Source organism: Duganella rhizosphaerae (assembly GCF_040364205.1).
Classification (GTDB): Bacteria; Pseudomonadota; Gammaproteobacteria; order Burkholderiales; family Burkholderiaceae_D; genus Rugamonas; species Rugamonas rhizosphaerae.
Map to the genome: position 1 here is coordinate 1 of NZ_BPWK01000019.1, position 22,388 is coordinate 22,388.

The 22,388-nt window shown below is 61.6% G+C and carries 20 protein-coding genes and 1 tRNA gene; 11 read left to right on the forward strand and 10 right to left on the reverse strand.

The annotated features are described in order from the left end of the window. Positions 1–381: 381 nt before the first annotated feature. Positions 382–1,158: an enoyl-CoA hydratase gene (locus RUGAMON1_RS28560; RefSeq protein WP_020704690.1), complete on the reverse strand. Its 777-nt coding sequence runs from the start codon at positions 1,156–1,158 to the stop codon at positions 382–384. Between the two features lie 166 nt (positions 1,159–1,324). On the opposite strand from RUGAMON1_RS28560, the gene RUGAMON1_RS28565 reads away from it, so the two are divergent. Next, on the forward strand, positions 1,325–2,563 hold the full coding sequence (locus tag RUGAMON1_RS28565; RefSeq protein WP_445233779.1) for an MFS transporter: 1,239 nt from the start codon (positions 1,325–1,327) through the stop codon (positions 2,561–2,563). 63 nt (positions 2,564–2,626) lie between these two features. Beyond that, complete coding sequence (locus RUGAMON1_RS28570; RefSeq protein ID WP_445233689.1) at positions 2,627–3,064, forward strand: universal stress protein; 438 nt, start codon at positions 2,627–2,629, stop codon at positions 3,062–3,064. On the opposite strand, the gene mltA is transcribed toward RUGAMON1_RS28570, so the two are convergent. Together mltA and apaG are read right to left on the reverse strand one after the other, a co-directional pair. After that, complete coding sequence (gene mltA / locus RUGAMON1_RS28575; protein WP_445233690.1) at positions 3,061–4,290, reverse strand: murein transglycosylase A; 1,230 nt, start codon at positions 4,288–4,290, stop codon at positions 3,061–3,063. The two genes, RUGAMON1_RS28570 and mltA, sit on opposite strands and share 4 nt — an antisense overlap. A 142-nt stretch (positions 4,291–4,432) precedes the next feature. Beyond that, entirely contained in the window at positions 4,433–4,807 is a 375-nt protein-coding gene (apaG, locus tag RUGAMON1_RS28580; RefSeq protein WP_020704685.1) for a Co2+/Mg2+ efflux facilitator ApaG/CorD, read from the reverse strand. Positions 4,808–4,998: 191 nt separating this feature from the next. On the opposite strand from apaG, the gene rpe reads away from it, so the two are divergent. From rpe to trpC, 7 genes are all read left to right on the forward strand, one after another. Further along, positions 4,999–5,664, forward strand: a complete 666-nt coding sequence (gene rpe, locus RUGAMON1_RS28585; RefSeq protein WP_020704684.1) for a ribulose-phosphate 3-epimerase — start codon at positions 4,999–5,001, stop codon at positions 5,662–5,664. Positions 5,665–5,666: 2 nt separating this feature from the next. Then, positions 5,667–6,350, forward strand: a complete 684-nt coding sequence (locus RUGAMON1_RS28590; RefSeq protein WP_445233691.1) for a phosphoglycolate phosphatase — start codon at positions 5,667–5,669, stop codon at positions 6,348–6,350. Between the two features lie 213 nt (positions 6,351–6,563). Continuing rightward, positions 6,564–8,060: an anthranilate synthase component I gene (gene trpE, locus RUGAMON1_RS28595; protein ID WP_445233692.1), complete on the forward strand. Its 1,497-nt coding sequence runs from the start codon at positions 6,564–6,566 to the stop codon at positions 8,058–8,060. 1 nt (position 8,061) lies between these two features. After that, on the forward strand, positions 8,062–8,625 hold the full coding sequence (locus RUGAMON1_RS28600) for an anthranilate synthase component II (RefSeq protein WP_445233693.1): 564 nt from the start codon (positions 8,062–8,064) through the stop codon (positions 8,623–8,625). A 66-nt stretch (positions 8,626–8,691) separates the two neighbouring features. Further along, positions 8,692–9,729 carry an anthranilate phosphoribosyltransferase gene (gene trpD, locus RUGAMON1_RS28605; protein WP_445233694.1) on the forward strand — a complete coding sequence of 346 codons (1,038 nt, stop codon included), beginning with the start codon at positions 8,692–8,694 and terminating at the stop codon, positions 9,727–9,729. Between the two features lie 11 nt (positions 9,730–9,740). Then, positions 9,741–10,406, forward strand: coding sequence for a LysE family translocator (locus RUGAMON1_RS28610; protein ID WP_445233695.1), 666 nt, complete (start codon positions 9,741–9,743; stop codon positions 10,404–10,406). A gap of 7 nt (positions 10,407–10,413) precedes the next feature. Next, positions 10,414–11,214, forward strand: coding sequence for an indole-3-glycerol phosphate synthase TrpC (trpC, locus tag RUGAMON1_RS28615; protein ID WP_445233696.1), 801 nt, complete (start codon positions 10,414–10,416; stop codon positions 11,212–11,214). Here the strand turns inward: trpC and RUGAMON1_RS28620 are convergent. The 7 genes from RUGAMON1_RS28620 to RUGAMON1_RS28650 form a co-directional block, all read right to left on the reverse strand. Continuing rightward, entirely contained in the window at positions 11,211–12,362 is a 1,152-nt protein-coding gene (locus RUGAMON1_RS28620) for a GGDEF domain-containing protein (protein ID WP_445233697.1), read from the reverse strand. The genes trpC and RUGAMON1_RS28620 overlap by 4 nt on opposite strands. 226 nt (positions 12,363–12,588) lie before the next feature. After that, complete coding sequence (locus tag RUGAMON1_RS28625; RefSeq protein WP_445233698.1) at positions 12,589–14,409, reverse strand: M61 family metallopeptidase; 1,821 nt, start codon at positions 14,407–14,409, stop codon at positions 12,589–12,591. Positions 14,410–14,422: 13 nt separating this feature from the next. Beyond that, the gene (locus RUGAMON1_RS28630) at positions 14,423–14,989 is read right to left on the reverse strand and encodes a nucleotidyltransferase family protein (RefSeq protein WP_445233699.1); all 567 of its coding nucleotides are present in this window, start codon (positions 14,987–14,989) and stop codon (positions 14,423–14,425) included. 5 nt (positions 14,990–14,994) lie between these two features. Then, complete coding sequence (locus RUGAMON1_RS28635; RefSeq protein ID WP_445233700.1) at positions 14,995–17,214, reverse strand: xanthine dehydrogenase family protein molybdopterin-binding subunit; 2,220 nt, start codon at positions 17,212–17,214, stop codon at positions 14,995–14,997. A gap of 11 nt (positions 17,215–17,225) precedes the next feature. Further along, positions 17,226–17,684 (reverse strand): (2Fe-2S)-binding protein, encoded by a 459-nt coding sequence (locus tag RUGAMON1_RS28640; RefSeq protein ID WP_116992558.1) that lies wholly within the window; start codon positions 17,682–17,684, stop codon positions 17,226–17,228. A gap of 38 nt (positions 17,685–17,722) precedes the next feature. Beyond that, positions 17,723–18,451, reverse strand: coding sequence for a DsbC family protein (locus tag RUGAMON1_RS28645; RefSeq protein WP_445233701.1), 729 nt, complete (start codon positions 18,449–18,451; stop codon positions 17,723–17,725). A gap of 40 nt (positions 18,452–18,491) precedes the next feature. Continuing rightward, the gene (locus RUGAMON1_RS28650) at positions 18,492–19,718 is read right to left on the reverse strand and encodes an FAD-dependent monooxygenase (protein WP_445233702.1); all 1,227 of its coding nucleotides are present in this window, start codon (positions 19,716–19,718) and stop codon (positions 18,492–18,494) included. 189 nt (positions 19,719–19,907) lie between these two features. Here RUGAMON1_RS28650 and RUGAMON1_RS28655 point away from each other — a divergent pair. Next, positions 19,908–19,983 (forward strand) — tRNA-Phe (locus RUGAMON1_RS28655). A gap of 389 nt (positions 19,984–20,372) precedes the next feature. Further along, positions 20,373–22,286 (forward strand): M61 family metallopeptidase, encoded by a 1,914-nt coding sequence (locus tag RUGAMON1_RS28660; RefSeq protein ID WP_445233703.1) that lies wholly within the window; start codon positions 20,373–20,375, stop codon positions 22,284–22,286. Positions 22,287–22,388 lie beyond the last annotated feature (102 nt).

A 22,388-nucleotide genomic window follows, 5' to 3' on the forward strand; every position in this document is an offset into this window, starting at 1 on the left:
TTCAATCTGAGCCAGGATCAAACTCTTCAGTTTAATCTCTGTTACTTTTGCTACTCTCGTAGCACCCTTATTGCTAAGGGGTCGCTCACTCAAAATACTGACAGGCCACTATTTTCATAGCGCCTATTTCATTACTTCTTGTGAACATTTGATATTTTAAGTTTCACGCTGCCTAAGCAGCGTGTGCACTTTCATCAAACGTCCACACTTATCGACTGTAAATTTTTAAAGAACTTATTCGGTACTGCGCTTGCTGCGGAGCGTTGTGTCCGTCAGCGAAGAAGAAAGAGTATGAAGCGTTTAGATCGTTTCGTCAACCCTTACTTTTCTCCCCGCTCATTTCACATTTGCATGTGCCATTTTGCGGGGAGGCGAACTATATCAAAGACCGTCGAAGTTAGGCAAGCGCTTTTCGAGGAAAGCGTGCATGCCTTCTTTTTGCGCAGGCGTACCAAAGGCAGACTGGAACAGTCGGCGTTCATAATTGACACCTTCCGTGAGCGTGGTCTCGAAGGCGCGGTTGACGGAGTCCTTGATCATCATCGCGACCGAGGTCGGCATCGATGCGATCTGCTTGGCTGCGGTCAGCACTTCTTCGATCAGTTTGTCAGCCGGGACGACGCGCGACACCAGGCCGATGCGCTCCGCTTCCGCCGCGTCGATGGTGCGCGCGGTCAGCAGCATGTCCATGGCCTTGGCCTTGCCGATGGTGCGCGGCAGGCGCTGCGTGCCGCCCGCCCCCGGCGTGACGCCGACCTTGATTTCCGGCTGACCGAACTTGGCCGTATCCGCCGCGATCAGGAAATCGCACATCATCGCCAGCTCGCAGCCGCCGCCCAGCACATAGCCGGCCACGGCGCCCACCACCGGCTTGCGGATGCGCAGGATGTGCTCCCAGTTGCGGGTAATGTAGTTGTCGCGATAAGTATCGACATAGGTGTAGTCCGCCATGGCGGCGATGTCGGCGCCGGCGGCGAAGGCTTTCTCGCTGCCGGTCAGCACGATGCAGCCGATGGCCGGATCGGCGTCGAACTTATATAAGGCATCGCCCAGCTCGTTCATCATGCGGTCGTTCAGCGCATTCAGCGCCTTCGGACGGTTCAGGCGGATCAGGGCAACTTTGTCGTGCACTTCAACGATCAGATCTTCATATTGCATAAGGTGTCTCCTTCATAGTGAAATATTCCTGAAGGATTGTAGCGCCTAACTCCCGCGCTGGTATCATTGACGCATAGCAACCTGCTTTAAAGAGCCTCCTATTTTTACCGTCTTACGCCGCCACCTGAGCAACAAGCTGAGCAACAAGCTCAGCGATGACGCCCTGCTGCGCAACGGCGACTTCATGCGCTACTGGTCCAGTTCCATCCTCAACGGCTTCGGCAGTTATATCAGTGCACTGGCCCTGCCGCTGTGTTCCGTCCTGCTGCTGCACGCGACGCCGGCGCAGATGGGCATGCTGGGCGCGTCGGCGGCGATTCCGTTTGCGCTGCTGGCCCTGCCGGCCGGCGTCTTCCTCGACCGCAACCGCAAACTGCCGGTACTGCTGGGCAGCAAGGCGGTCATGGCCGTGACGCTGGGCAGCATCCCGCTGGCGTACTGGCTGGGCCTGCTGTCCATCGAATGGATGTATGTGGTTTCCTTCATCGGCGGCGCCTGTTCGGTGGTGGGCGGCGGCGCGGAACAGATCTTCCTCACCAACCTGATCGGGCGCGACCGCCTGACCGATGCGCAATCCAAGTTTGCCGCCACCGATTCGGCCGCGCGGCTGATCGCGCCCGGCATCGCGGGCATCCTGATCCAGTGGCTGACCGCCCCCTTTGCGATGCTGGTCAACGCCGTCGGTTTTGTCATCTCCATCCTGCTGCTGCGCAACCTGAACGCCACCGATCCCAAGCCGGCGCCGTCCCACAAGCATCCGCTGCGCGACATCCACGACGGGCTGTTGTTCATCTGGGGCCAGCCGCTGCTGCGCACGCTGGCCTGGGGCGCGGGCGTGTGGCATATGCTGTTCTATGGCTACGCCGCGCTCTGCGTGCTGTTCAGCACCCGGGAACTGGGCATGACCGCCGGCATGCTGGGGATGGCGCAAATGGTCGGAGGTATCGGCGTGCTGATGAGTTCCTTGCTGCTGAAACCGCTGAATACCCGTTTTGGCGCCGGCGTCACCATGCAGATCGGCCTGGGCCTGACCGCGTTCGCGTTCGCCGCCATGCCGATGATCCCGGCCAATCTGTTCGGCAGCCCGACCGCCAGCGCCGTGGCGTGCGGCAGCCTGTCGCTGTTCCTCGACTGCGGCGTGATGCTGTTCTTTATGCCATATATGACGATGCGCCAGAAAGTCACGCCCGACGCCTACCTGGGCCGCATGGTGTCGACCATGCGCTTCCTGACGGTGGCGACGGCGCCGCTCGGCGCGCTGACGGCCGGCTATATCGGCGAGCACTTCAGCATCCGCACCGGCATGGCTTGCGTGGCGGTGGGGGGCATCGCGCTGTCGGTGGCGATGGCGCTGTCCTCGGCGATGCGCAACGCCCAGCATCAGGCGGCGCCGGCAGCCTCCTAACGTGCGCCGTCCATCCGCCTAAATCATTAGGCTGGATTCAGTGTCCCATCATTGGAGTGCGCCATGTTCAAGTCCATTCTGCTGCCCACCGACGGCTCGGAGCTGTCGGACAAAGCGACCGCCATGGCGGTCCAGTTTGCCAAGCTCAATCACGCGCGCATCGTCGCCATCACGGTCATCACGCCGCTGCCGTTTGCGTCCATGGGCGATAGCGGCGCGGTGATCGATTCCGGCCAGTTCGCCACGCAGATGCAGAACACGGCACGCCACCACATCGACAAGGCCGCCGCCGCCGCGCACGCCGAGGCGATTCCTTTCGAGGGAGTGATCACGATGTCGCCCAGCCCCTACGAAGAAATCGTCGAGGCGGCGAAGAAGTTTGAATGCGACATCATCATGATGGCGTCGCATGGAAGGCGCGGCCTGAACCGGCTGTTCCTGGGCAGCGAGACACAGAAGGTGCTCGCCCATACCACGCTGCCCGTGATGGTGTTGCGTTAAAGCGGCTGCTTCGGCAGCAGCACCCAGACATTGCCGCGCTGCTTCATGCGGCCGGCGTTCTCCGACGCCTCGGTGCCGAAGCCGAAGAAGTAGTCGACCCGGATCGCGCCACGGATCGCGCCGCCGGTATCCTGCGCCATGACCAGGCGCTGCAAGGGGATGTCGCTGTTCGGCATCGTGGTCGACAGGAATACCGGCGCGCCCAGCGGCAGCTGCGACGCGTCGATCGCCACCGAACGCGACGGCGTCAACGGCACGCCCAGCGCGCCCTTCGGCCCCACCTTGGGATCCGGCAGCCGCTCCTCCTTGAAGAACACATAGCTCGAATTCACATTGAACAGCTCCTGCATGCGCGTCGGGTGGCCGGCGACCCACGCCTTGATGCCCTGCGCCGACGCCTGCTCCAGCGTCAACTCGCCCTTCTCCACCAGGTATTTGCCGATCGACTTGTAGGGATGGCCGTTCTGGTCCGCATACGCCACGCGCACGGTTTCCTGGCTATCGGTCAGCTGCACGCGGCCCGAACCCTGCACTTGCAGGAAGAAGGACTCCACCGGATCGTCCACCCACAGCAGCTCCTTGCCGCCGAAGTCGGCCTTCTCGATATCGGCGCGGGTGGCGTACGGCACCACTTTCTTGCCAACCAGCTTGCCGCGCAGGCGCATGCCCTTCAGCTCCGGATACACGCTGGCCAGGTCGATGGTCAGCATATCGTCCGGCACCTTGTATAGCGGCGTCTGATACGGACCGCCCTTTTTGCGCGCGCCGCGCAGCAGCGGCTCGTAGTAGCCGGTGACCAGGCCGTCGGTGGCGCCGTCCGGCGCGACCACCTGGTTCGGCTCCATGAACGCCTCGAAGAAGGTACGGATCGCCTGCTCATCGCCAGCGTTGACGGTGCGCGCGATGCTGCACGACTCCTTCCAGCTCGGCTGCTTGACCAGCACCGAGCACGAGGACATGAACGCCGGCCAGGCCGCGCGCACATCATCCTTGTCCCAGCCCGGCAGCGACGCGAAGGTGGTCGGCACCATTTGCAGTGCGGCCGGCTTGGGCGGAACCGGCGTCGGCGTTGGCGGCACAGGTGGCACAGGTGGCACCACCGGCGCCGGCGGCGTCACGGTCGGCGCCGGTGTTTTATCGGGCGGCAGCGGCGTGGTGGTACAGGCGGCCAGCGAAACCGCGACGACGGTCAGCGGAACGAGTAGACTACGGCGTGTTAATGACATAAGGATGGCTATGTGGGTATTGATGATAGAAGCATGCGTGGCGTTTTTCCTGCTGGTGTTCATCGTCTGGTGGACCATGTACCAAGGCAAGGGCAAGACTAAGAAGCTGCCCCCGCCGGCCAAGGAAAACGAACAAGAGTAATCAGTGCAGCGTGCGCGGCAGCGACAGCACGAACTCCGGGATCTTGGTTTCGAACTGGTGGCCGTCCTCGGCCACGCAGAAGTACTCCCCGACCATCGAGCCCTGCTGGGTTTGCAGCGCCGTGCCGCTGGTGTATTCGAAATGCTCGCCCGGTTGCAGCAACGGCTGATGGCCGACCACGCCCAGTCCGCGCACTTCTTCCACATGATTGTTGGCGTCGGTGATGACCCAGTGGCGCGAGATCAGCTGCGCCGCCACGGTGCCGGTGTTCTTGATCGTGATTGAATAGGTAAACACAAAGTTGGTGCGTTCCGGGTCCGACTGATCCGGCAGGTACTGAGTTCTGACCGACACAGTAAATTCGTAAGTGGCCATCGAGATTCCTTAAAGCTTGGTAAAAGCGTAATCGCTCTATGCAAAATTGGCGATTGTATATCGTCAGACCCCCATTGCACCGCAAATCCGCCCCGTATGCAAGGACGGCGCGGCTGAAAACCACCGCAAAACCGATACAGTCGCGCCGGGCAGCGTAAAATAGCGCATCTTTTTCTTGCCAGCCCACAGCCATGACCACTTTCCGCATCGCTCCCAGCATTCTGTCCGCCGATTTCGCCCGCCTGGGTGAAGAGGTCCGCAACGTCGTCACCGCCGGTGCAGACATCATTCACTTTGACGTGATGGACAACCATTACGTTCCCAACCTGACCATCGGCCCGCTGGTGTGCGAAGCGATCCGCCCGCACGTGCAAGTGCCGATCGACGTGCACCTGATGGTCAAGCCGGTCGACCGCATCATCCCGGACTTCGCCAAGGCTGGCGCCAACATCATCACCTTCCACCCGGAAGCGTCGGACCACATCGACCGTTCGCTGCAACTGATCCGCGACCACGGCTGCAAGGCCGGCCTGGTGTTCAACCCGGGCACGCCGCTGAGCTACCTGGAACACGTGATGGACAAGATCGACATGATCCTGATCATGTCGGTCAATCCAGGCTTCGGCGGCCAGTCCTTCATCCCGCAGGCGCTGAAGAAGATTGCCGAAGCGCGCCGCCTGATCAACGAATCCGGCCGCGACATCCTGCTGGAAGTGGACGGCGGCATCAAGATCGACAACATCGCCGCCGCCGCGGCGGCAGGCGCGGACACCTTCGTGGCCGGCTCCGCCATCTTCGGCAAGCCGGACTACAAGGCCGTCATCGACGCCATGCGCGCCCAACTGGCGACGGTGTAAGCATGAGCGTGCTGGCAGGCGTACGCGCCGCAATCATCGATCTCGACGGCACCATGCTCGATACGATTCCCGACTTCCACGTCGCCCTCAACGGCATGCGCGCGGAACTGGACCTGCAACCGATTACGCAGGACCAGATCGCGCTGATGGTCGGCAAGGGCTCGGAAAACCTGATCCGCTCCGTACTCGGACTGGACTGGGACGCGGCCCGCGTGGAAGCGCATTTCGAGACCGCGATGGACGCCTACCAGCGCCACTACCTGAGCATCAACGGCAACTACAGCGCCCTGTATCCGGGCGTGATCGAAGGCCTGACGGCGATGCAAGCGCAGGGCCTGCGCCTGGCCTGTGTAACCAACAAGCCCATCTCGTTCACCACGCCGCTGCTCAAGCTCAAAGGCCTGGACGGTTTCTTCGAGGTGGTCTACGGCGGCGATTCGCTGCCGCGCAAAAAGCCCGATCCGCTGCCGCTGCAAACGGTGTGCGCCGATTTCGGCCTGGCACCGGCGCAGGTGGTGGCCATCGGCGACTCCTCGAACGACGCGCAAGCCGCGCGGGCAGCGGGCTGCCCGGTGCTGACGGTGCCTTATGGTTACAATCACGGAGAAGCTATACACAAAACCGATTCCGATGGTATAGTAGCCACATTGCTAGAAGCGTCTAGCCTGATTCGTTCGCAAAACTAACCCTTAGCTGAACTAACCTGCCCAAAATGTCTCTCTCCAAAAAACACAATGTCAACCAAACCGGCTCGATTGAGGCCTGGCTTTGGCGACGCTGGCAATCCTGGCAAACTCAGCCAAACTGATTGCTGTCGCCGGTGCACGCGCACCCGACAGGTTTTTTGACAACTCACCGCCAAACCCACACCCACACCCTTGGCGGCATGGAGAGAAGACATGACCGAATTCGAATTCAAATCGTTGGCCACCGACGGCTACAACCGCGTTCCACTGATCGCTGAAGCCTTTGCCGATCTCGAAACCCCGCTCACGCTGTACCTGAAACTGGCCCAGACCCAGAACGGCGGCAAGAACACCTTCCTGCTTGAATCGGTGGTGGGCGGCGAGCGTTTCGGCCGCTTCTCCTTCATCGGCCTGCCGGCGACGACCGTGCTGCGCAACTTCGGCACGCGCACCGAGATCGTCAAGAACGGCGCCGTGATCGAAACCCACGAAGGCAACCCGCTCGAATTCATCGAGGCTTACCAGAAGCGCTTCAAGGTCGCGCTGCGTCCCGGCATGCCGCGCTTCTGCGGCGGCCTGGCCGGCTACTTCGGCTACGACACCGTGCGCCACATCGAGAAGACGCTGGCCAACAGCCAGCCGAAGGATGACCTGGGCCTGCCCGACATCCAGCTGATGGTGACCGAAGAACTGGCCGTCATCGACAACCTGTCCGGCAAGCTGTATCTGATCGTCTACGCCGACACCACGCAGCCGGAGTCGTATTCCAAAGCGCGCCAGCGCCTGAAAGACCTGCGCATGATGCTGCGCCGCGGCGTCGACGCGCCGGTGACCAGCGCCTCGGTACGCACCGACATCACGCGCGACTTCCCGAAAGAGGAATACCTGAAGGCCGTCGCCAAGGCCCACGAATACGTGATGGCCGGCGACTTGATGCAGGTGCAGATCGGCCAGCGCCTGCGCAAGCCTTACGTCGATTCACCGCTGACGCTGTACCGCGCGCTGCGTTCGCTGAATCCGTCGCCGTATATGTACTTCTACAATTTCGGCGACATGCAGATCGTCGGCGCCTCGCCGGAGATTTTGGTTCGCAACGAAACGCTGCCGGACGGCGACAAGAAAGTCACGCTGCGCCCGATCGCCGGCACCCGCCCGCGCGGTTCGACGCCTGAGCGCGACGCCGAACTGGCCAAGGAACTGCTGGCCGATCCGAAAGAGATCGCCGAACACGTGATGCTGATCGACCTGGCGCGCAATGACCTGGGCCGCATCTCCGAGATCGGCAGCGTCAAGGTCACCGACCGCCTGGTCATCGAAAAATACTCGCATGTGCAGCACATCGTCTCCAATGTGGAAGGCAAGCTGAAATCCGGCCTCTCCAACCTGGACGTGCTGCGCGCCACCTTCCCGGCCGGCACGCTGACCGGCGCGCCGAAAGTGCGCGCGATGGAAGTGATCGACGAACTGGAAATCTCCAAGCGCGGCATCTACGGCGGCGCCTGCGGCTACCTGTCCTTCGGCGGCGAGATGGACGTCGCGATCGCCATTCGCACCGGCGTGATCAAGGACGGCATGCTGTACGTGCAGGCCGCCGCCGGCATCGTCGCCGACTCGATACCTGAGATGGAATGGCAGGAAACTGAAAACAAGGCGCGCGCCGTGCTGCGCGCCGCCGAACAAGTGCAAGATGGCCTGGATGGGGAGTTCTGAGATGCTGCTAATGATCGACAACTACGACTCCTTCACCTACAACATCGTGCAGTACTTCGGCGAACTGGGTGAGGATGTACGCGTGTACCGCAACGACGAAATCACGATCGCGGAAATCGAAGCACTGAACCCGGACCACATCTGCATATCGCCAGGTCCGAAAGATCCGTCGCAAGCCGGTATCTCGATCGAGGTGCTCAAGCACTTCGCCGGCAAGAAGCCGATACTGGGCGTGTGCCTTGGCCACCAGGCCATCGGCGAAGCGTTCGGCGGCAAGGTCATACGCGCCAAGCAGGTCATGCATGGCAAAACTTCTTTAATCGCGCATACGGGCGTGGGCGTTTTCAAAAACCTCCCCTCGCCTTTCACAGTGATCCGTTATCACTCGTTGGCTATCGAGCGCAGCTCGCTGCCGTCCTGCCTGGAAGTGACGGCATGGACCGACGACGGTGAAATCATGGGCGTGCGCCACAAGGAATACGACATCGAGGGCGTGCAGTTCCACCCCGAGTCCATCCTGTCGGAACACGGCCACGCACTGTTGAAGAACTTCCTGGTCCGCTGACCAGCGTAGTTCGCCCCGGCGCGCGCCCTGCGCCGCCCATGCCAAAAAATTGAAGAAGGAATAGCCATGCCTATCACCCATCAAGAAGCACTGCTGCGCTGCATCGAACACCGCGAGATCTTCCACGACGAGATGCTGCACCTGTTCCGCCAGATCATGTCCGGCGAAATGTCGCCGACCATGATCGCCGCCCTGACCATGGGCCTGCGCGTGAAAAAAGAAACCATCGGCGAAATCGCCGCCGCCGCGCAAGTGATGCGCGAGTTCTCCACCAAGGTGCCGATGGCCGACACCACCGGCCTGCTCGACATCGTCGGCACCGGCGGCGACGGCGCGCACACCTTTAACATCTCCACCGCTTCGATGTTTGTCGCCGCCGCCGCCGGCGCGCGCGTGGCCAAGCACGGCGGCCGCAGCGTGTCGTCGTCGTCCGGCAGCGCCGACGTGATCGAATCGCTGGGCGCCAACATCAACCTGAAACCGGAGCAGATCGCGCAATCGATCGCGCAGACCGGCATCGGCTTCATGTTCGCGCCAAACCACCATGCGGCGATGAAGCATGCGGCGCCGGTGCGCAAGGAGCTCGGCGTGCGCACCATCTTCAACATCCTGGGACCGCTGACCAATCCGGCCGGCGCGCCGAATATCCTGATGGGCGTGTTCCACGGCGATCTGGTGGGTATCCAGGTGCGCGTGCTGCAACGCCTGGGCGCGCAGCACGCCATCGTGGTCTATGGCCGCGACAATATGGATGAAGTCTCGCTCGGCGCCGGCACCATGGTCGGCGAACTGGTGAACGGCGAGATCCGCGAATACGAGATCCATCCCGAAGACTTCGGCCTGCAGATGATCGCCAGCCGCAATCTGAAGGTGGCCGATGCGGCCGAATCGAAAGCCAAGATGATGGAAGCGCTGCGCGGAGAACCCGGCGCGGCCTACGACATCGTCGCGCTCAACGCGGGCACCGCGCTGTACGCGGCCGGCGTGGCCAGCTCGATCGAGGACGGACTGGCGCGCGCGCGCGTGGCCATCACCTCCGGCGATGCGATGCGCAAGGTCCAGCAGTTCGTCGAGGTCACGCAAAGCCTCGGCAAAACCAATTAAGGGAGGCCAGCATGTTCGGCATCCACGATCTGACCTTGTTTGTAATCTCCGGGCTGCTGCTCAATATCATGCCCGGCCCCGATTCGCTGTTGATCATGACGCGCAGCGCCACCCAGGGCTGGCGCGCCGGTTCGGCCGCTGCGCTGGGCATCGGCGCCGGCACCATGATCCACATCTTCGCCGCGGCGCTGGGCTTGTCGGCGCTGCTGGCAACGTCCGCCGCCGCCTTCACGGCGGTCAAGTGGATAGGTGCGGCCTACATCGTCTACGTCGGCATCGGCATGCTGCGCGCGAAACTGCGGGCGCAAGCCGATGACGCGGCGGAAGCTGAAACGGCCGTGCGCGCCGCCGCCCAGCCGCTGGCGTATCGTAAAATCTTCGTCCAGGGCTTCCTGACCAATGTGCTGAACCCGAAGGTGGCCTTGTTCTTCCTGGCGTTCGTGCCCCAGTTTATCTCGGCAGATTCCACCAGCAAGCCGCTGGCCTTCATCGTCCTGGGCTGCATTTTCAATTTCAACGGTATGTTGTGGTGTAACGGCCTGGCCGTCTTCACCGCCTTTGCCAGCGCGCGCCTGAAGGTCAAACCGCTGGTGGCGCTGTGGCTGAACCGCGTGACGGGCGGCCTGTTCCTGGCACTCGGCCTGCGCCTGGCGCTGGCCGAACAACATTCATCTTAGGCTTATCATGTCCGACATCCTGAACAAAATCCTTGCAGTCAAAGCCGACGAAGTCGCCGCCGCCAAAAAATACCGCGACCTGGCCAGCCTTCGCGCCGACGTGGAAAGCAACGCCGAACTGCGCGCCGGCCTGCGTGGCTTCGAAGCTAGCCTGCGCGGCAAGATCGCCGCCGGCCACGCCGGTGTGATCACCGAAGTGAAAAAGGCCTCGCCGTCGAAAGGCGTGCTGCGCGCCGACTTCCGCCCGGCCGACATCGCCGCCAGCTATGAAGCCAACGGCTCCGCCTGCCTGTCGGTGCTGACGGACGAGCAGTTCTTCCAGGGTTCGGTGGCGTATTTGCAGCAGGCGCGCGCCGCCTGCACCTTGCCGGTGCTGCGTAAAGATTTCATGATCGACATGTACCAGATCTACGAAGCGCGCGCCATGGGCGCCGACGCGATCCTGCTGATCGTCTCGGCGCTGGACCACGGCCTGATGGCGGAAATGGAAGCCTGCGCCCTCGAACTGGGCATGGGCGTGCTAGTGGAAACCCACGACGGCGACGAACTGACCGCCGCGCTGCGCCTGAAAACCGCGCTGTTGGGCATCAATAACCGCAATTTGCGGACTTTTGAGGTCTCGCTGGAGAACACGCTGGCCCTGCTGGACCGCATTCCGGAGGAAAAACTGGTGATCACCGAATCCGGCATAATGGTGCCGGACGACGTCAAACGCATGCGCGAAGCCAATGTCCACGCCTTCCTGGTCGGCGAAGCCTTCATGCGCGCGGCCGATCCGGGCGCCGAACTGGCGCGCCTGTTTAGCTAAGCCACTACCGCCTGCAAAGGCGGCGCCGTCCCCGGCGCGATCTCGAGACGGTCGCGCCCGCGTTCCTTGGCGCGATACAGCGCCTCGTCCGCCCGCATCAGGATGCCGTCCAGATCTTCATCGGCACTTGTCTGGCAAGCAATACCAATGCTGACGGTGTAGGCGGGCAATCCTGGACGGCCGGGCTCGCGCACGGCGCTCAGGATGCGTTCCGCGATATGCAGCGCACGGTCCAGCCCCGTCACGGGCAGCAGGACAATAAACTCTTCTCCGCCGAATCGGGCCACGTGATCGGAAACCCTCAGCGCTTTGCCGATCACGGCGGCCACATCGACTAAAACCCGGTCACCGGTTGCGTGGCCGTGGCAGTCGTTAATTTTCTTAAAATAATCCAGATCGATGCTGAGCATGGTCATGGCGGTGGATTCACGCCGCATCAGCGCATGTTCTTTGGCATAGATATCGGCAAAACCACGGCGGTTTAATACCTGGGTCAGCGGATCGAGCGTGGATCGGCGTTCCAGTATGCCTTGCAAACGGCGGGTGGCAACGGCTTTAAAACTGACCGCCAGCAGCAGAACCATGAAATGACCGGCTGCCAGATAAAGGCTCTGGAATGGTCCCATGCTCATTAAATTAACCTGGGCACCGCCATATAATACCGCCAGCAAGCCGCGCGTTAATACTACCAGCGCCTGCAACAGCAGCAATATGCCAAAGAATTTAGTAGAGAAATGGCGCTCACCGTAACGCCAAACCAGAATCACTTGGTTTATATAAAAAGCGGAGATCAGGAAGGAGAATACAGCGACACGCGCGGCGAAATGCGGTTGAATAATCAACCAATAGCCGACCCCCAGCATAGCCAGCACCCAAATCAGATGGAATAACCACCAGGTCGGCGCCCGACCATAAAATAGCTGAGTACCGATCATGCCGAAGCCCACGCCCCAAATCAGGGCGGAATTGGCGCTGAGCAGGGCAAATGTTTCGCCCAGTGCGCTATATCTCAGGCTAAACAAGGCTGCGCCGCATGCCAACGATATTAATCCCGCCGCCCAATAATTCAGCCCTTTAATCTCCGTGGGGAAACTCAAATGGGCGGTATAGAGGACAACACTCATCGCGCCGGCCATCAGCGTCGACATCAGGATAATCGTGGTGGGATCAAGCAGTATCACTTGCGGGTCTATCCTCTGGCAGAAAACTCAGCCAAATTCTAAACCAGAACCAGAGCACCGCGTAAATTTAAACCGCCGACAACACCGCAGCGCCCCCGCAGCGCCTCAATACATGCCGGAATCTGGTTAGTACATGCCAAAATCTGGCATGGATAGGGCAAAAAAATCCGGGGACTCGCCCCGGACTCAGGAATTACCGCGCCGCGCTGGGGCGCAAGGGGCCGGTGGACTTCTTGCCGGCCGGGTCCAGCGACAGGCTAATACCGGGAACCCGGTCGCCTTGTAATGTCGCGTTGAATGTCATCAGCTCGTCGCGGCGGAACGCGTGTATCTCTATTTCCGAGCCGACGCCGTAGCGGGAAAGCAGCGTTTCCAGATTGCTGGCGGTGACACGCAATCCGTCGATCGCCATCAATATATCGCCGGCCGATAATCCCGCCTGATGTGCGGCGCCATTCTCATGCACGCTGGACAGTTTGCAGTCGTTACCGTCCTTACCGAGATTAACATCGAGGCCGGGCTTGGTCGATTTGCGCTCGTCGTTATATTTAACACCGAATGGCGCCAGCATTTTAGCCAGCGGCAAATCTTCGGTGCCACGGATATATTTATCGAAGAATGGCTTGAACCGGCCGCCGCTGATTTCATCGAATAATGCTTCCACTTCGGCCGGAGTAACTCCGCGTCCGCCGCCTTGATAGAAATCGCGGCCATAACGCTGCCATAATGCGCGCATCACATCATCCAGCGATTTCTTGCCGCCGGTTTTAGCGCGTATGCTTAAATCCAAAGCCAACGCAATCAAGGAACCCTTGGTGTAATAGCTGATGATCGAATTCGGCGCATTTTCATCCTGGCGATAATATTTACCCCAGGCGTCAAAACTGGAATCGGCCACGCTTTGCTTGGTACGGCCGCTGCCGCGCAATACGCTACCGATAGTTTTACCCAGCAATTTGAAATAAGCCGGTTCGGCGATAACGCCGGCGCGCACCAGCATCAAATCATCGTAATAACTGGTAAAGCCTTCAAACAACCACAGCAACGGCGAATAATTCTCGACCTGCAAGTTATACGGCGCGAATGCGGCCGGCTTGATGCGCTTCACATTCCACGTATGAAAATATTCATGGCTGCACAGGCCGAGGTATTGCAGATAACCGTCGCTGATATCTTTGCTGGCCGCAGCCGTGCTCGGCAGGTCGGCGCGGGCGCAGATCAACGCCGTCGAAGCACGGTGTTCCAGGCCGCCGTAACCGTCGCCGACGGCCAGCGTCATGAACACGTAGCGGTCCATCGGGGCCTTTTTGGCCTTCGGCTCGAAGAAGGCGATCTGGGTTTCGCAGATCTTTTTCAGGTCGGCGCTCAGGCGCGGCAGGTCCAGGTTGGGCACCCGGCCGCTGATGACGATGTCGTGCGGGATGCCGTGCGCCTTGAAGGTCGCCAGCGCGAAGTCGCCCTGCTCCACCGGATGATCGATCAACTCGTCGTAGTTGGATGCGATGTACGTGCCAAAACCATAACGTTTCGCTTTCAACTCCGGCAGCGAGGTCGCCACGCGCCAGGTCTTGGCCGCTTCGTCGTCCGGCCGCTGGATGTCCACCACGTGCGGCTGGTCCTCCTGCCCCAGCACGCGCAGGAACACGCTGGTGCCGTTGTAGAAGGCGTGATTCTGGTCCAGATGCGCGGCGCGCACCGACATATCCCAGGCATAGACTTCGTAATGCACCGTCAGCGAGGCCGCATGGTCCTTCAGCGGGGCGGCCTGCCAGGAGTGCTTATCCAGCTTGGTCAGCGCCACCGGCTGGCCGTCCGACTCGGCGCGGATGCGCACAATATTGCGCGAAAACTCACGGATCATGTAGCTGCCCGGTATCCAGGCCGGCAGCGCGAACACCTGGCCGCCTTCGGCCGGCGCGTCCACCGTCAGCGTGACGTGGAACAGGTGGGCGGCCAAATCATGTCCGACGATGCTGTAGGCGATCGCCGGATTGCTCTTGTTCGTTTTCTTCATCTCTATCCTTGTTTTACAAATCGCCCGGCGTATCGATATCGCGCACCACGCCGATATCGTCGACTATCAGCTCGCTCACCGCATGGCTTTTTAATATGTCGCGCGCGCCCTGGTCGCCTTCCAGCGCCAGCAGCAACGGCAAATGATAACTGCTGAAGGCGACCGGATTGCCGCGTCGCCCTTCAAAGACAGGCGCCGCGATGCGCGCGCCCCGTTCGATCGTCGCGGCCAGAGAGCGCATGGTCTCCGGCTGCACGTGGGGCATGTCGCCCAAGCCTACCAGCCAGCCTTCCGCGCCCTTGGTGTAGTCGACCGCCATCGTCAGCGAGGCGGCGATGCCCAGATCGGCATCCGCGCAGACCCGCACTTCGCATCCCAGCTTGCCCAGCAGCGCAGCCACCTGGTCGTCGCCGGAGCGGACCACGGCAACCACGCGCGGCAGCACCGCCAGCATATTTTTGGCACTGGCGGCGACCACGGCGTCGCCGTCTTTTAACGGTTGCAGCAATTTGTTTTGTACGCCGGACGGGTCGAACCGCTTGCCCCGCCCGGCTGCCAGCAATATTCCTACCAGCGCCATTCAGCTCAGGCGCTGGCCAGATCGAACGGCAGCTTGCGCAGACGCTTGCCGGTCAATTTGAACAACGCGTTGGCGAAGGCCGGCGCCAGCGGCGGCAAGCCTGGTTCGCCCATGCCGGTCGGCGGAGCGTTCGACGGCACGATGTGGACGTCGATCACCGGCATGTCCGTCATGCGCGCCACCGTGTAGTCGCTGAAGTTCTGCTGGTCCACCACGCCGTCCTTGAGGGTGATCGCTGCGCCCGGCAAGGTCATGCCCAGGCCCATCAAGGCCGCGCCCTGGATCTGTGCTTCGATCGTCAGCGGGTTGACCGGCTGGTTGCAATGCACGCCCGCCGTGACCCGGTGCAGCTTGGGCGTGCCGTTCTTCACGGATGCCACCACCACATACGCGATCACGGTGTTGAACGATTCATGCACCGCCACGCCCCAGGCCTGGCCTTTAGGTAAAGCCTTCTTGCCATACCCGGACTTGGCGACCGCCAGGTCCAGCGCGGCGATATGGCGCTTGCCCTTCTCGCCCAGCAGCTTCTTGCGATAGGCGACAGGATCCATCTTGGCCGCATGCGCGGCTTCGTCGATCAGCGTCTCCATCACGAAGGCCGTATGGGTGGAGCCGACCGAGCGCCACCACAGCACCGGCACGTTGGCCTTGACGGAATGCGCGCTCAGGTTCAGCGGCACCTCATACGGCTCGCCCATGCCCTCGACCATGGTCGAATCGATGCCGTCCTTGACCATCATCGGCTCGAACGGCGTGCCGGCGATGATGGACTGGCCGACGATGACGTGATCCCACGCCACGATGTTGCCCTTGTCGTCGACGCCGATATCGGCGCGGTGCACATGCGACGGACGATAGTAGCCGCCCTTGATGTCATCCTCGCGGCTCCAGACCACCTTGATCGGGTCCTTTTTGCCGCTGGCCTGCCACACCTTGGCGATGTTGACCGCTTCGACCAGGTAGTCGGACGTCGGCACGGCGCGGCGGCCGAAACCGCCGCCGGCCATCATCGTGTTCAGCACCACCTGGTCCGGCTTCAAACCGGCGGTGGCGGCGATGGCGCCCTGGTCCATCGTCTGGAACTGTGAGCCGGCCCACACCGTGCAGCCGTCCGGACGCAGATCGACCACGCAATTGAGCGGCTCCATCGGCGCGTGCGCCAGGTAAGGGAATTCATAGACGGCGGAGATTTTCTTCGCCGCGCCGGCCAGCTTGGAGGTGTCGGCCTTGCGCACCGGCAGGCCGGGCTTCTGCGCCAGCGCCTTGTACTCGGCCAGCTGCTTGTCGCTGCTGACTTTTTCGACGCCGCTGGTGTCCCAGTCGATGACCAGCGCGTCGCGGCCCATCTTGGCGGGCCAGTAGCCGTCGGCCACCACCACCACGCCGCTGCCGCCGCGATCCGTCTTCACTTCCAGCACTTCGAGCACGCCCTTGATCGCCTTGGCTTTCGAGGCGTCGAACTTGGCGACCTTGGCGCCGAACACCGGCGGCCGCGCCACCACGGCGACCTTGCTGTGTGGCGCCTTGAAGTCCATGCCGAATACCTGCTTGCCGGTCGATTTGAGTTTGGCGTCCAGGCGCCTGGTCGGCTTGCCGATGAAGTTGAAGTCCTTGGGATCCTTCAGCTTCACGGTGGCAGGCACCGGCTGCTTCATCGCCGCATCGGCCATGGCGCCGTAGGTGGCCTTCTGGCCGGCAGGCCCGGTCAACGTGCCTTTCGACGTCTTGATCTGGTCCGGCGCCACCTTCCACTCCTGCGCCGCCGCCCCGATCAGCATCGCGCGCGCCTTGGCGCCGATCTCCCGGTACTGGGTGTAGGAGTGGGCGATGCTGCCCGAGCCGCCGGTGATCTGGATGCCGAACGCCGGGTCCTTGTATTGGTCGCCGGCCGGCGCCAGCGCGCCGTTCATCTTCGACCAGTCCGCGTCCAGCTCTTCCGCGATCAGCATCGGCAGCGACGTCTGCACGCCCTGGCCGAATTCCAGCCGGTTGACCTGCACCGTCACGCTGTTGTCCGGCGCGATATGCAGGAAGGCGTTCGGTTCATACACCTTGGCCGGAGGCTGCTGCGCATTGGCGAAGCGTCCCGCGCCAGGCATGAAGAAGCCCAGCACCAAACCGCCGCCCGCCACCGCGCCGGCCTTCATGAAGCTGCGGCGCGACACGCCGCCTGAAGTTCCTACATCCGCCATCGATTCCTGATTGAGCCATTCGATACGCATGACATTCTCCTTTAGGCGATGGTTTTAGCTGCGTCTTTGATGGCTGCGCGGATGCGCTGGTACGTCCCGCATCGACAGATGTTGCCGCTCATGGCGTTGTCGATATCGGCGTCGGATGGGGCTTTATTGGTGCGCAGCAGAGCAGTCGCGCTCATGATCTGGCCACTCTGGCAGTAGCCGCACTGCGGCACGTCCAGCTTGACCCACGCCTCCTGCACGGCCTTGCCGACTTTATCGGATTCCATCGCTTCGATGGTGGTGATCTTCTGGCCGGCGGCGGCCGAAATCGGCGTCACGCACGAGCGGATAGGCTGGCCGCCCAGGTGCACGGTGCAGGCGCCGCACAGCGCCGCGCCGCAACCGAACTTGGTGCCGGTCATATTCAGGTTGTCGCGCAAGGCCCACAGTATCGGCGTCGAGGGATCGGCGTCTACCTGCATGTCTTTACCGTTGATATTCAATGTAATCATTCAGTTCTCCTATGGACGATGCGCTGGTTTGGTAAGACTTACTGCTTGATCTTGGCGAGCTTCTCTTCAAGCGCCTTGGTGTCGATCGCACCTGGCACGCGGGTGCCGTCGGCGAAGAAGATGGCCGGGGTGCCGGAGACGTTCAACTTGTGGCCCAGGTCCAGCACTTCCTGGTTCGGCGATTCGCACTTCTCCGCCGCATCAGGCGCAGCCTTGTTGTTGACCATCCAATCCTCCCAAGCCTTGCTGCGGTCCGGCGAGCACCAGATGTTCTTCGATTTGGTGAACGAATCATCGGCCAGGATGTTGTACATAAAGGTGTAGACCGTGATGTTGTCGGTTTCCTTGAGCGTGGTCTGGCGGAAGCGTTTGCAGTAGCCGCAGTTCGGATCTTCGAACACCGCGATCACGCGCTTGCCGTCGCCCTTGACGGTCTTGATGGCTTTGTCCAGCGGCAGGTCGGAGAACTTGATCTTGTTGATCTCTTCCAGGCGTTCCTTGGTCAGGTCGGTGCTGGTGGTCAGGTTGAACACGTGGCCGGAGAACAGATAGGTGCCGGTCTTGTCGGTGTAGAGGATATCGTTGCCGACGCGGATTTCATACAGGCCGGCGTACGGCGTTTCCTTGATCGAATCGACTTTGACGTTCGATCCCAGGCGCGGCTCGACCAGCTTCTTGATCGCATCCGTGGACGGCGGGGTCTCCGCGCCCACGCAGGACGCCATCAGCGCCGACAACAACAGCAAAACGGTCTTACTCATTCTCATAACATCTCCAATGACTACAGACGAACCGACAGGCGCCGGCCTACTTCCCCATCGCATGGGAGATCAGGCGGCGCTTCAGCACCGGTAATTTATCCAGCAAGTTTAATCCCAAATTGCGAACCACGCGCAGCGGCTCCATATCCGCGCCGAACAGGCGCGCCAGGCCGTCGGTGGTGAGCTGCATCAGCAGCACGTCTTCCTTGCGGGCGCGCTCGTAGCGGGCCAGCACGCGGGTGTCGCCGATGCTGCGCTGCGCTTCGCGCTCGCTCAGGGTTTTGATCAGCTGCGCGACGTCGGCGAAACCCAGGTTCATGCCGTGGCCGGCCAGCGGGTGCACCACGTGGGCGGCGTCGCCCACCAGCGCCACGCGCGGCGCGCTCATGGCGTGCGGGCGCAGCAAACGCAATGGAAAATCGCGCACCAGCTCCGGCTGCAACGGCGTCAGCGCGCCCAGACGGTCGGCGGCGTAGACGGCCAGGCGGTCGGCGATCTGCTGCGCCGATTCGGCGCGCAGCGTATCGGCCAGCGCTTCCGGCGCCGACCACACCAGCGACACCTGGTTGCCGGGCAGCGGCAGCAGCGCGACGATGCCTTCGGCGCCGGTGAACCATTGGCAGGCGGCGCCGTGATGCGGTTTTTCGCAGGCGAAGTTGGAGACCACCGCGCGCTGGTTGTAGCTGCGGTAATCGAGGCCGATATCGCACTGGCCGCGCACCCAGGACTGGGCGCCGTCGGCGCCGACCACCAGTTCGGCCTTGATGCAGGCGCCATCGTCCAGGTGCACGGTGGCGCTGTCGTCGGCGCGCAGCAAGCCGGTGGCGCGGCCTTCGACGAAGCGCACGTTCTGCGCGAACTTGAGGGCGGCGTCCAGCGCCTGCCCCAGATTGCGGTCTTCCATGATCCAGGCCAGCGTGCCGGTGTGGGCGCCGTAGGCGTCGAAGGCCAGGCCGCCGGCGTTGGCGCCGTCGCCGTGGACGATCATCGCGTCCACCGGCGCCACGCGCGCCTGGTCCAGCGCATGCCATACCTTCAGCGAGGACAGCAGATTGTGGGCGGTATGGTTCAGCGCGTAGACCCGCGCATCCCAGCCGAGATCGGCGGTATTGACGGCCGGAGCGGCCGGATGCGACGGCGGACCGAGCAGGGTTACACTAAAACCGGCCTGGGCCAGGCCCAGCGCGGCGGTCTTGGCAATAGCGCCATTGCCAACGATACAAATATCACTCTCGATAACGCGCAGCGTGGCGGGGGAGGATGGATTAGTCATCCAAACATTATAGCGTTTGTAGGGCTAAGGCACGGCCCGCCGCGATTTACTTCGAGAAGCACAGCAGCCGGCCATCGGCGGTGGCGGCGTCCAGCAGGCGGAATTCGTCCGCCCTGCTTTCCGGCGAAAAACCGGCCTGAAAAATTCACCCTTGCAATTCCACTCAAGCCTGCTATAATTCTGCTCCTTGGCCTGGTAGCTCAGTTGGTAGAGCAGAGGATTGAAAATCCTTGTGTCGGTGGTTCGATTCCGCCCCGGGCCACCAAGAACATGCCTCACGCAACGCCCACTCCTGCAAGTGGGCGTTTTTGTTTGTGAGATTCACAGTTCCCCTGTCCGGTCTATTTCCGGTCCAAGTAAACACCAGTTACTTTCGGCCCGCCATTCAGAGCCCAAAAAAACTCCGCATAGTCAAAAAAACACGGACCCGCAAGGGTGACGATGTTGCGACAATTCGGAACAAGCTGGTCGACTTCTATTGCAACTGTCAACGACACCCTCAACGCCATGTGATGAACATCGCCAAGATCGCCCCGCAGCCAACATGAACAAGAGGTTGCCTCAGAATTTGCTGATATTATCCATCCGCCCTCATGCGGTTCCGCATTTTTCTTCGTTCCGTGCTTGTTCACCTGTGTCATTACCCCACTCTCCATGAACGATACCGCCAGACTCTCCAGCCCACTCCTGCTGCGTTTTAAAGGCCTGCTGGCCTTGCTGGTTGGCGCCACCTTTGCCGCCCACGCCGCTACGCCCTCTCTTGATGCACCGTATCCCGGCACCATCGTATTGCATGTGGACGGCACCAATACCGGGCAGGCAATCTTCCAGATCCGGGAAAGTATTCCAGTCAAGGCCGGCCCGCTGACCTTGCTATACCCGGAATGGTTACCCGGCAATCATAATCCGAGTGGTCCGCTGAATCAGCTCGCTGGCCTGAAATTCACTGGCAACGGCAAAGCGATCGAATGGAAACGCGATCCAGTCAATGTATTCGCCTTCCACCTCGACATACCGGCCGGCGTGAGCACGCTGACCGCTGCTTACCAGTTCCTGTCGCCGGTTCACGACGAGCAGGGCCGCATTACCATGACCGACAATATCGTCGGCGTGCAGTGGAATGCCATGGTGCTCTACCCGGCCGGCTACGCCACCCGCAAGATCACGGTTCAACCGAATCTCAAGCTGCCGGCAGGCTTCGATTTCGGTACCGCGCTGGAAACGAGCAGCCGCGATGGCGCCGATACCTCATTCAAACCCACAGACCTGGAAACGCTGGTCGACTCGCCGTTGTTCGCCGGCCGCTACCTCAAGCGCTTCGATCTGGCCCCCGGCGCAAAGATACCAGTCAACCTGACCATCGTGGCCGACGACGCAGAAAGCCTGGAAGCGAAACCCGAACAGATAGCCATCCACCGCGCGCTGATCCAGCAAGCCTCCAAGCTGTACGGCGCGCACCATTACAAGCACTACGACTTCCTGTTGGCTCTGAGCGAAGACTTTGGCGAAATCGGCCTGGAGCATCATCAATCCAGCGAGAACAGCGCCGAGACCGCCTACTTCACGGATTGGAAGAAAAGCGAGGCGGAGCGCGATTTGCTGGCGCATGAATACACCCATTCGTGGAACGGCAAATTCCGTCGTCCTGACGGCCAGGCTGTGGCCAACTTCAACACGGCGCTGGACGACAGTCTGATGTGGGTGTACGAAGGCCAGACCCAGTATTGGGGCAAAGTGTTGGCTGCGCGTTCCGGCCTGGTCGAACAGCAAAGCTCGAAGGACCTGCTAGCCGCCATCGCCGCACGTTTTGACAACATGGCCGGACGCGATTGGCGCGCCCTGCAGGACACCACCTACGCCCCGATAATCAACAACCGCCGCCCGCTGGGCTGGCCCAACTACCAGCGCGGCGAGGACTACTACTCGGAAGGCCTGCTGATCTGGCTGGATGTGGACACCAGGATCCGCGAACTGTCCGGCGAGAAGCGCTCGCTGAACGACTTCGCGCGCGGCTTGTTCGGCGTGGAGCATGGTCGCCATACTGCGCTGGCGTATTCGTTCAAGGATGTGGTCGCGGTGTTGAACGCGGTGCAGCCCTATGACTGGGCGGCTTACCTGCACGCGCGCCTGGACGGTCACGGTCCCGCGCCGCTCGACGGCCTGACCCGCAGCGGCTGGAAACTGATCTACACCGATACCCAGCCCGAGATCCTCAAAGTCATCGAAGAAGAGCGCAAGACTACCGACTTCAGCTACTCGCTTGGTTTCTCGCTGGACAAGGACGGCAAGCTAAGCCAAATGATGTGGGGCGGCGTGGCCTTCAAGGCCGGCCTGGCGGGCGGCACCGCGCTGGTCGCCGTCAATGGCCAGACTTACAAGCCGGCCGTGCTGATCGCAGCCATCAAGGCGGCGAAAGGCACGGACAAGAAGATCGACTTATTGGTCAAGAAAGGCAGCGGCTACCGTACCGTATCGCTGGACTACCACGACGGCCTGAAATACCCGCGCCTGGAACGCGTCCCCGGCACCCCGGACCGCCTGAGCGAGATTCTGGCACCGATGAAATAAGCCAGGTCAGCTCAGCTAAAAAGGCCAGTAGCAGGCGAAAATGCCACTCAGCTTAGACCGGGCGGCATTTTTATTTTGCGATTCTCTGATGAGAAGGCCCCC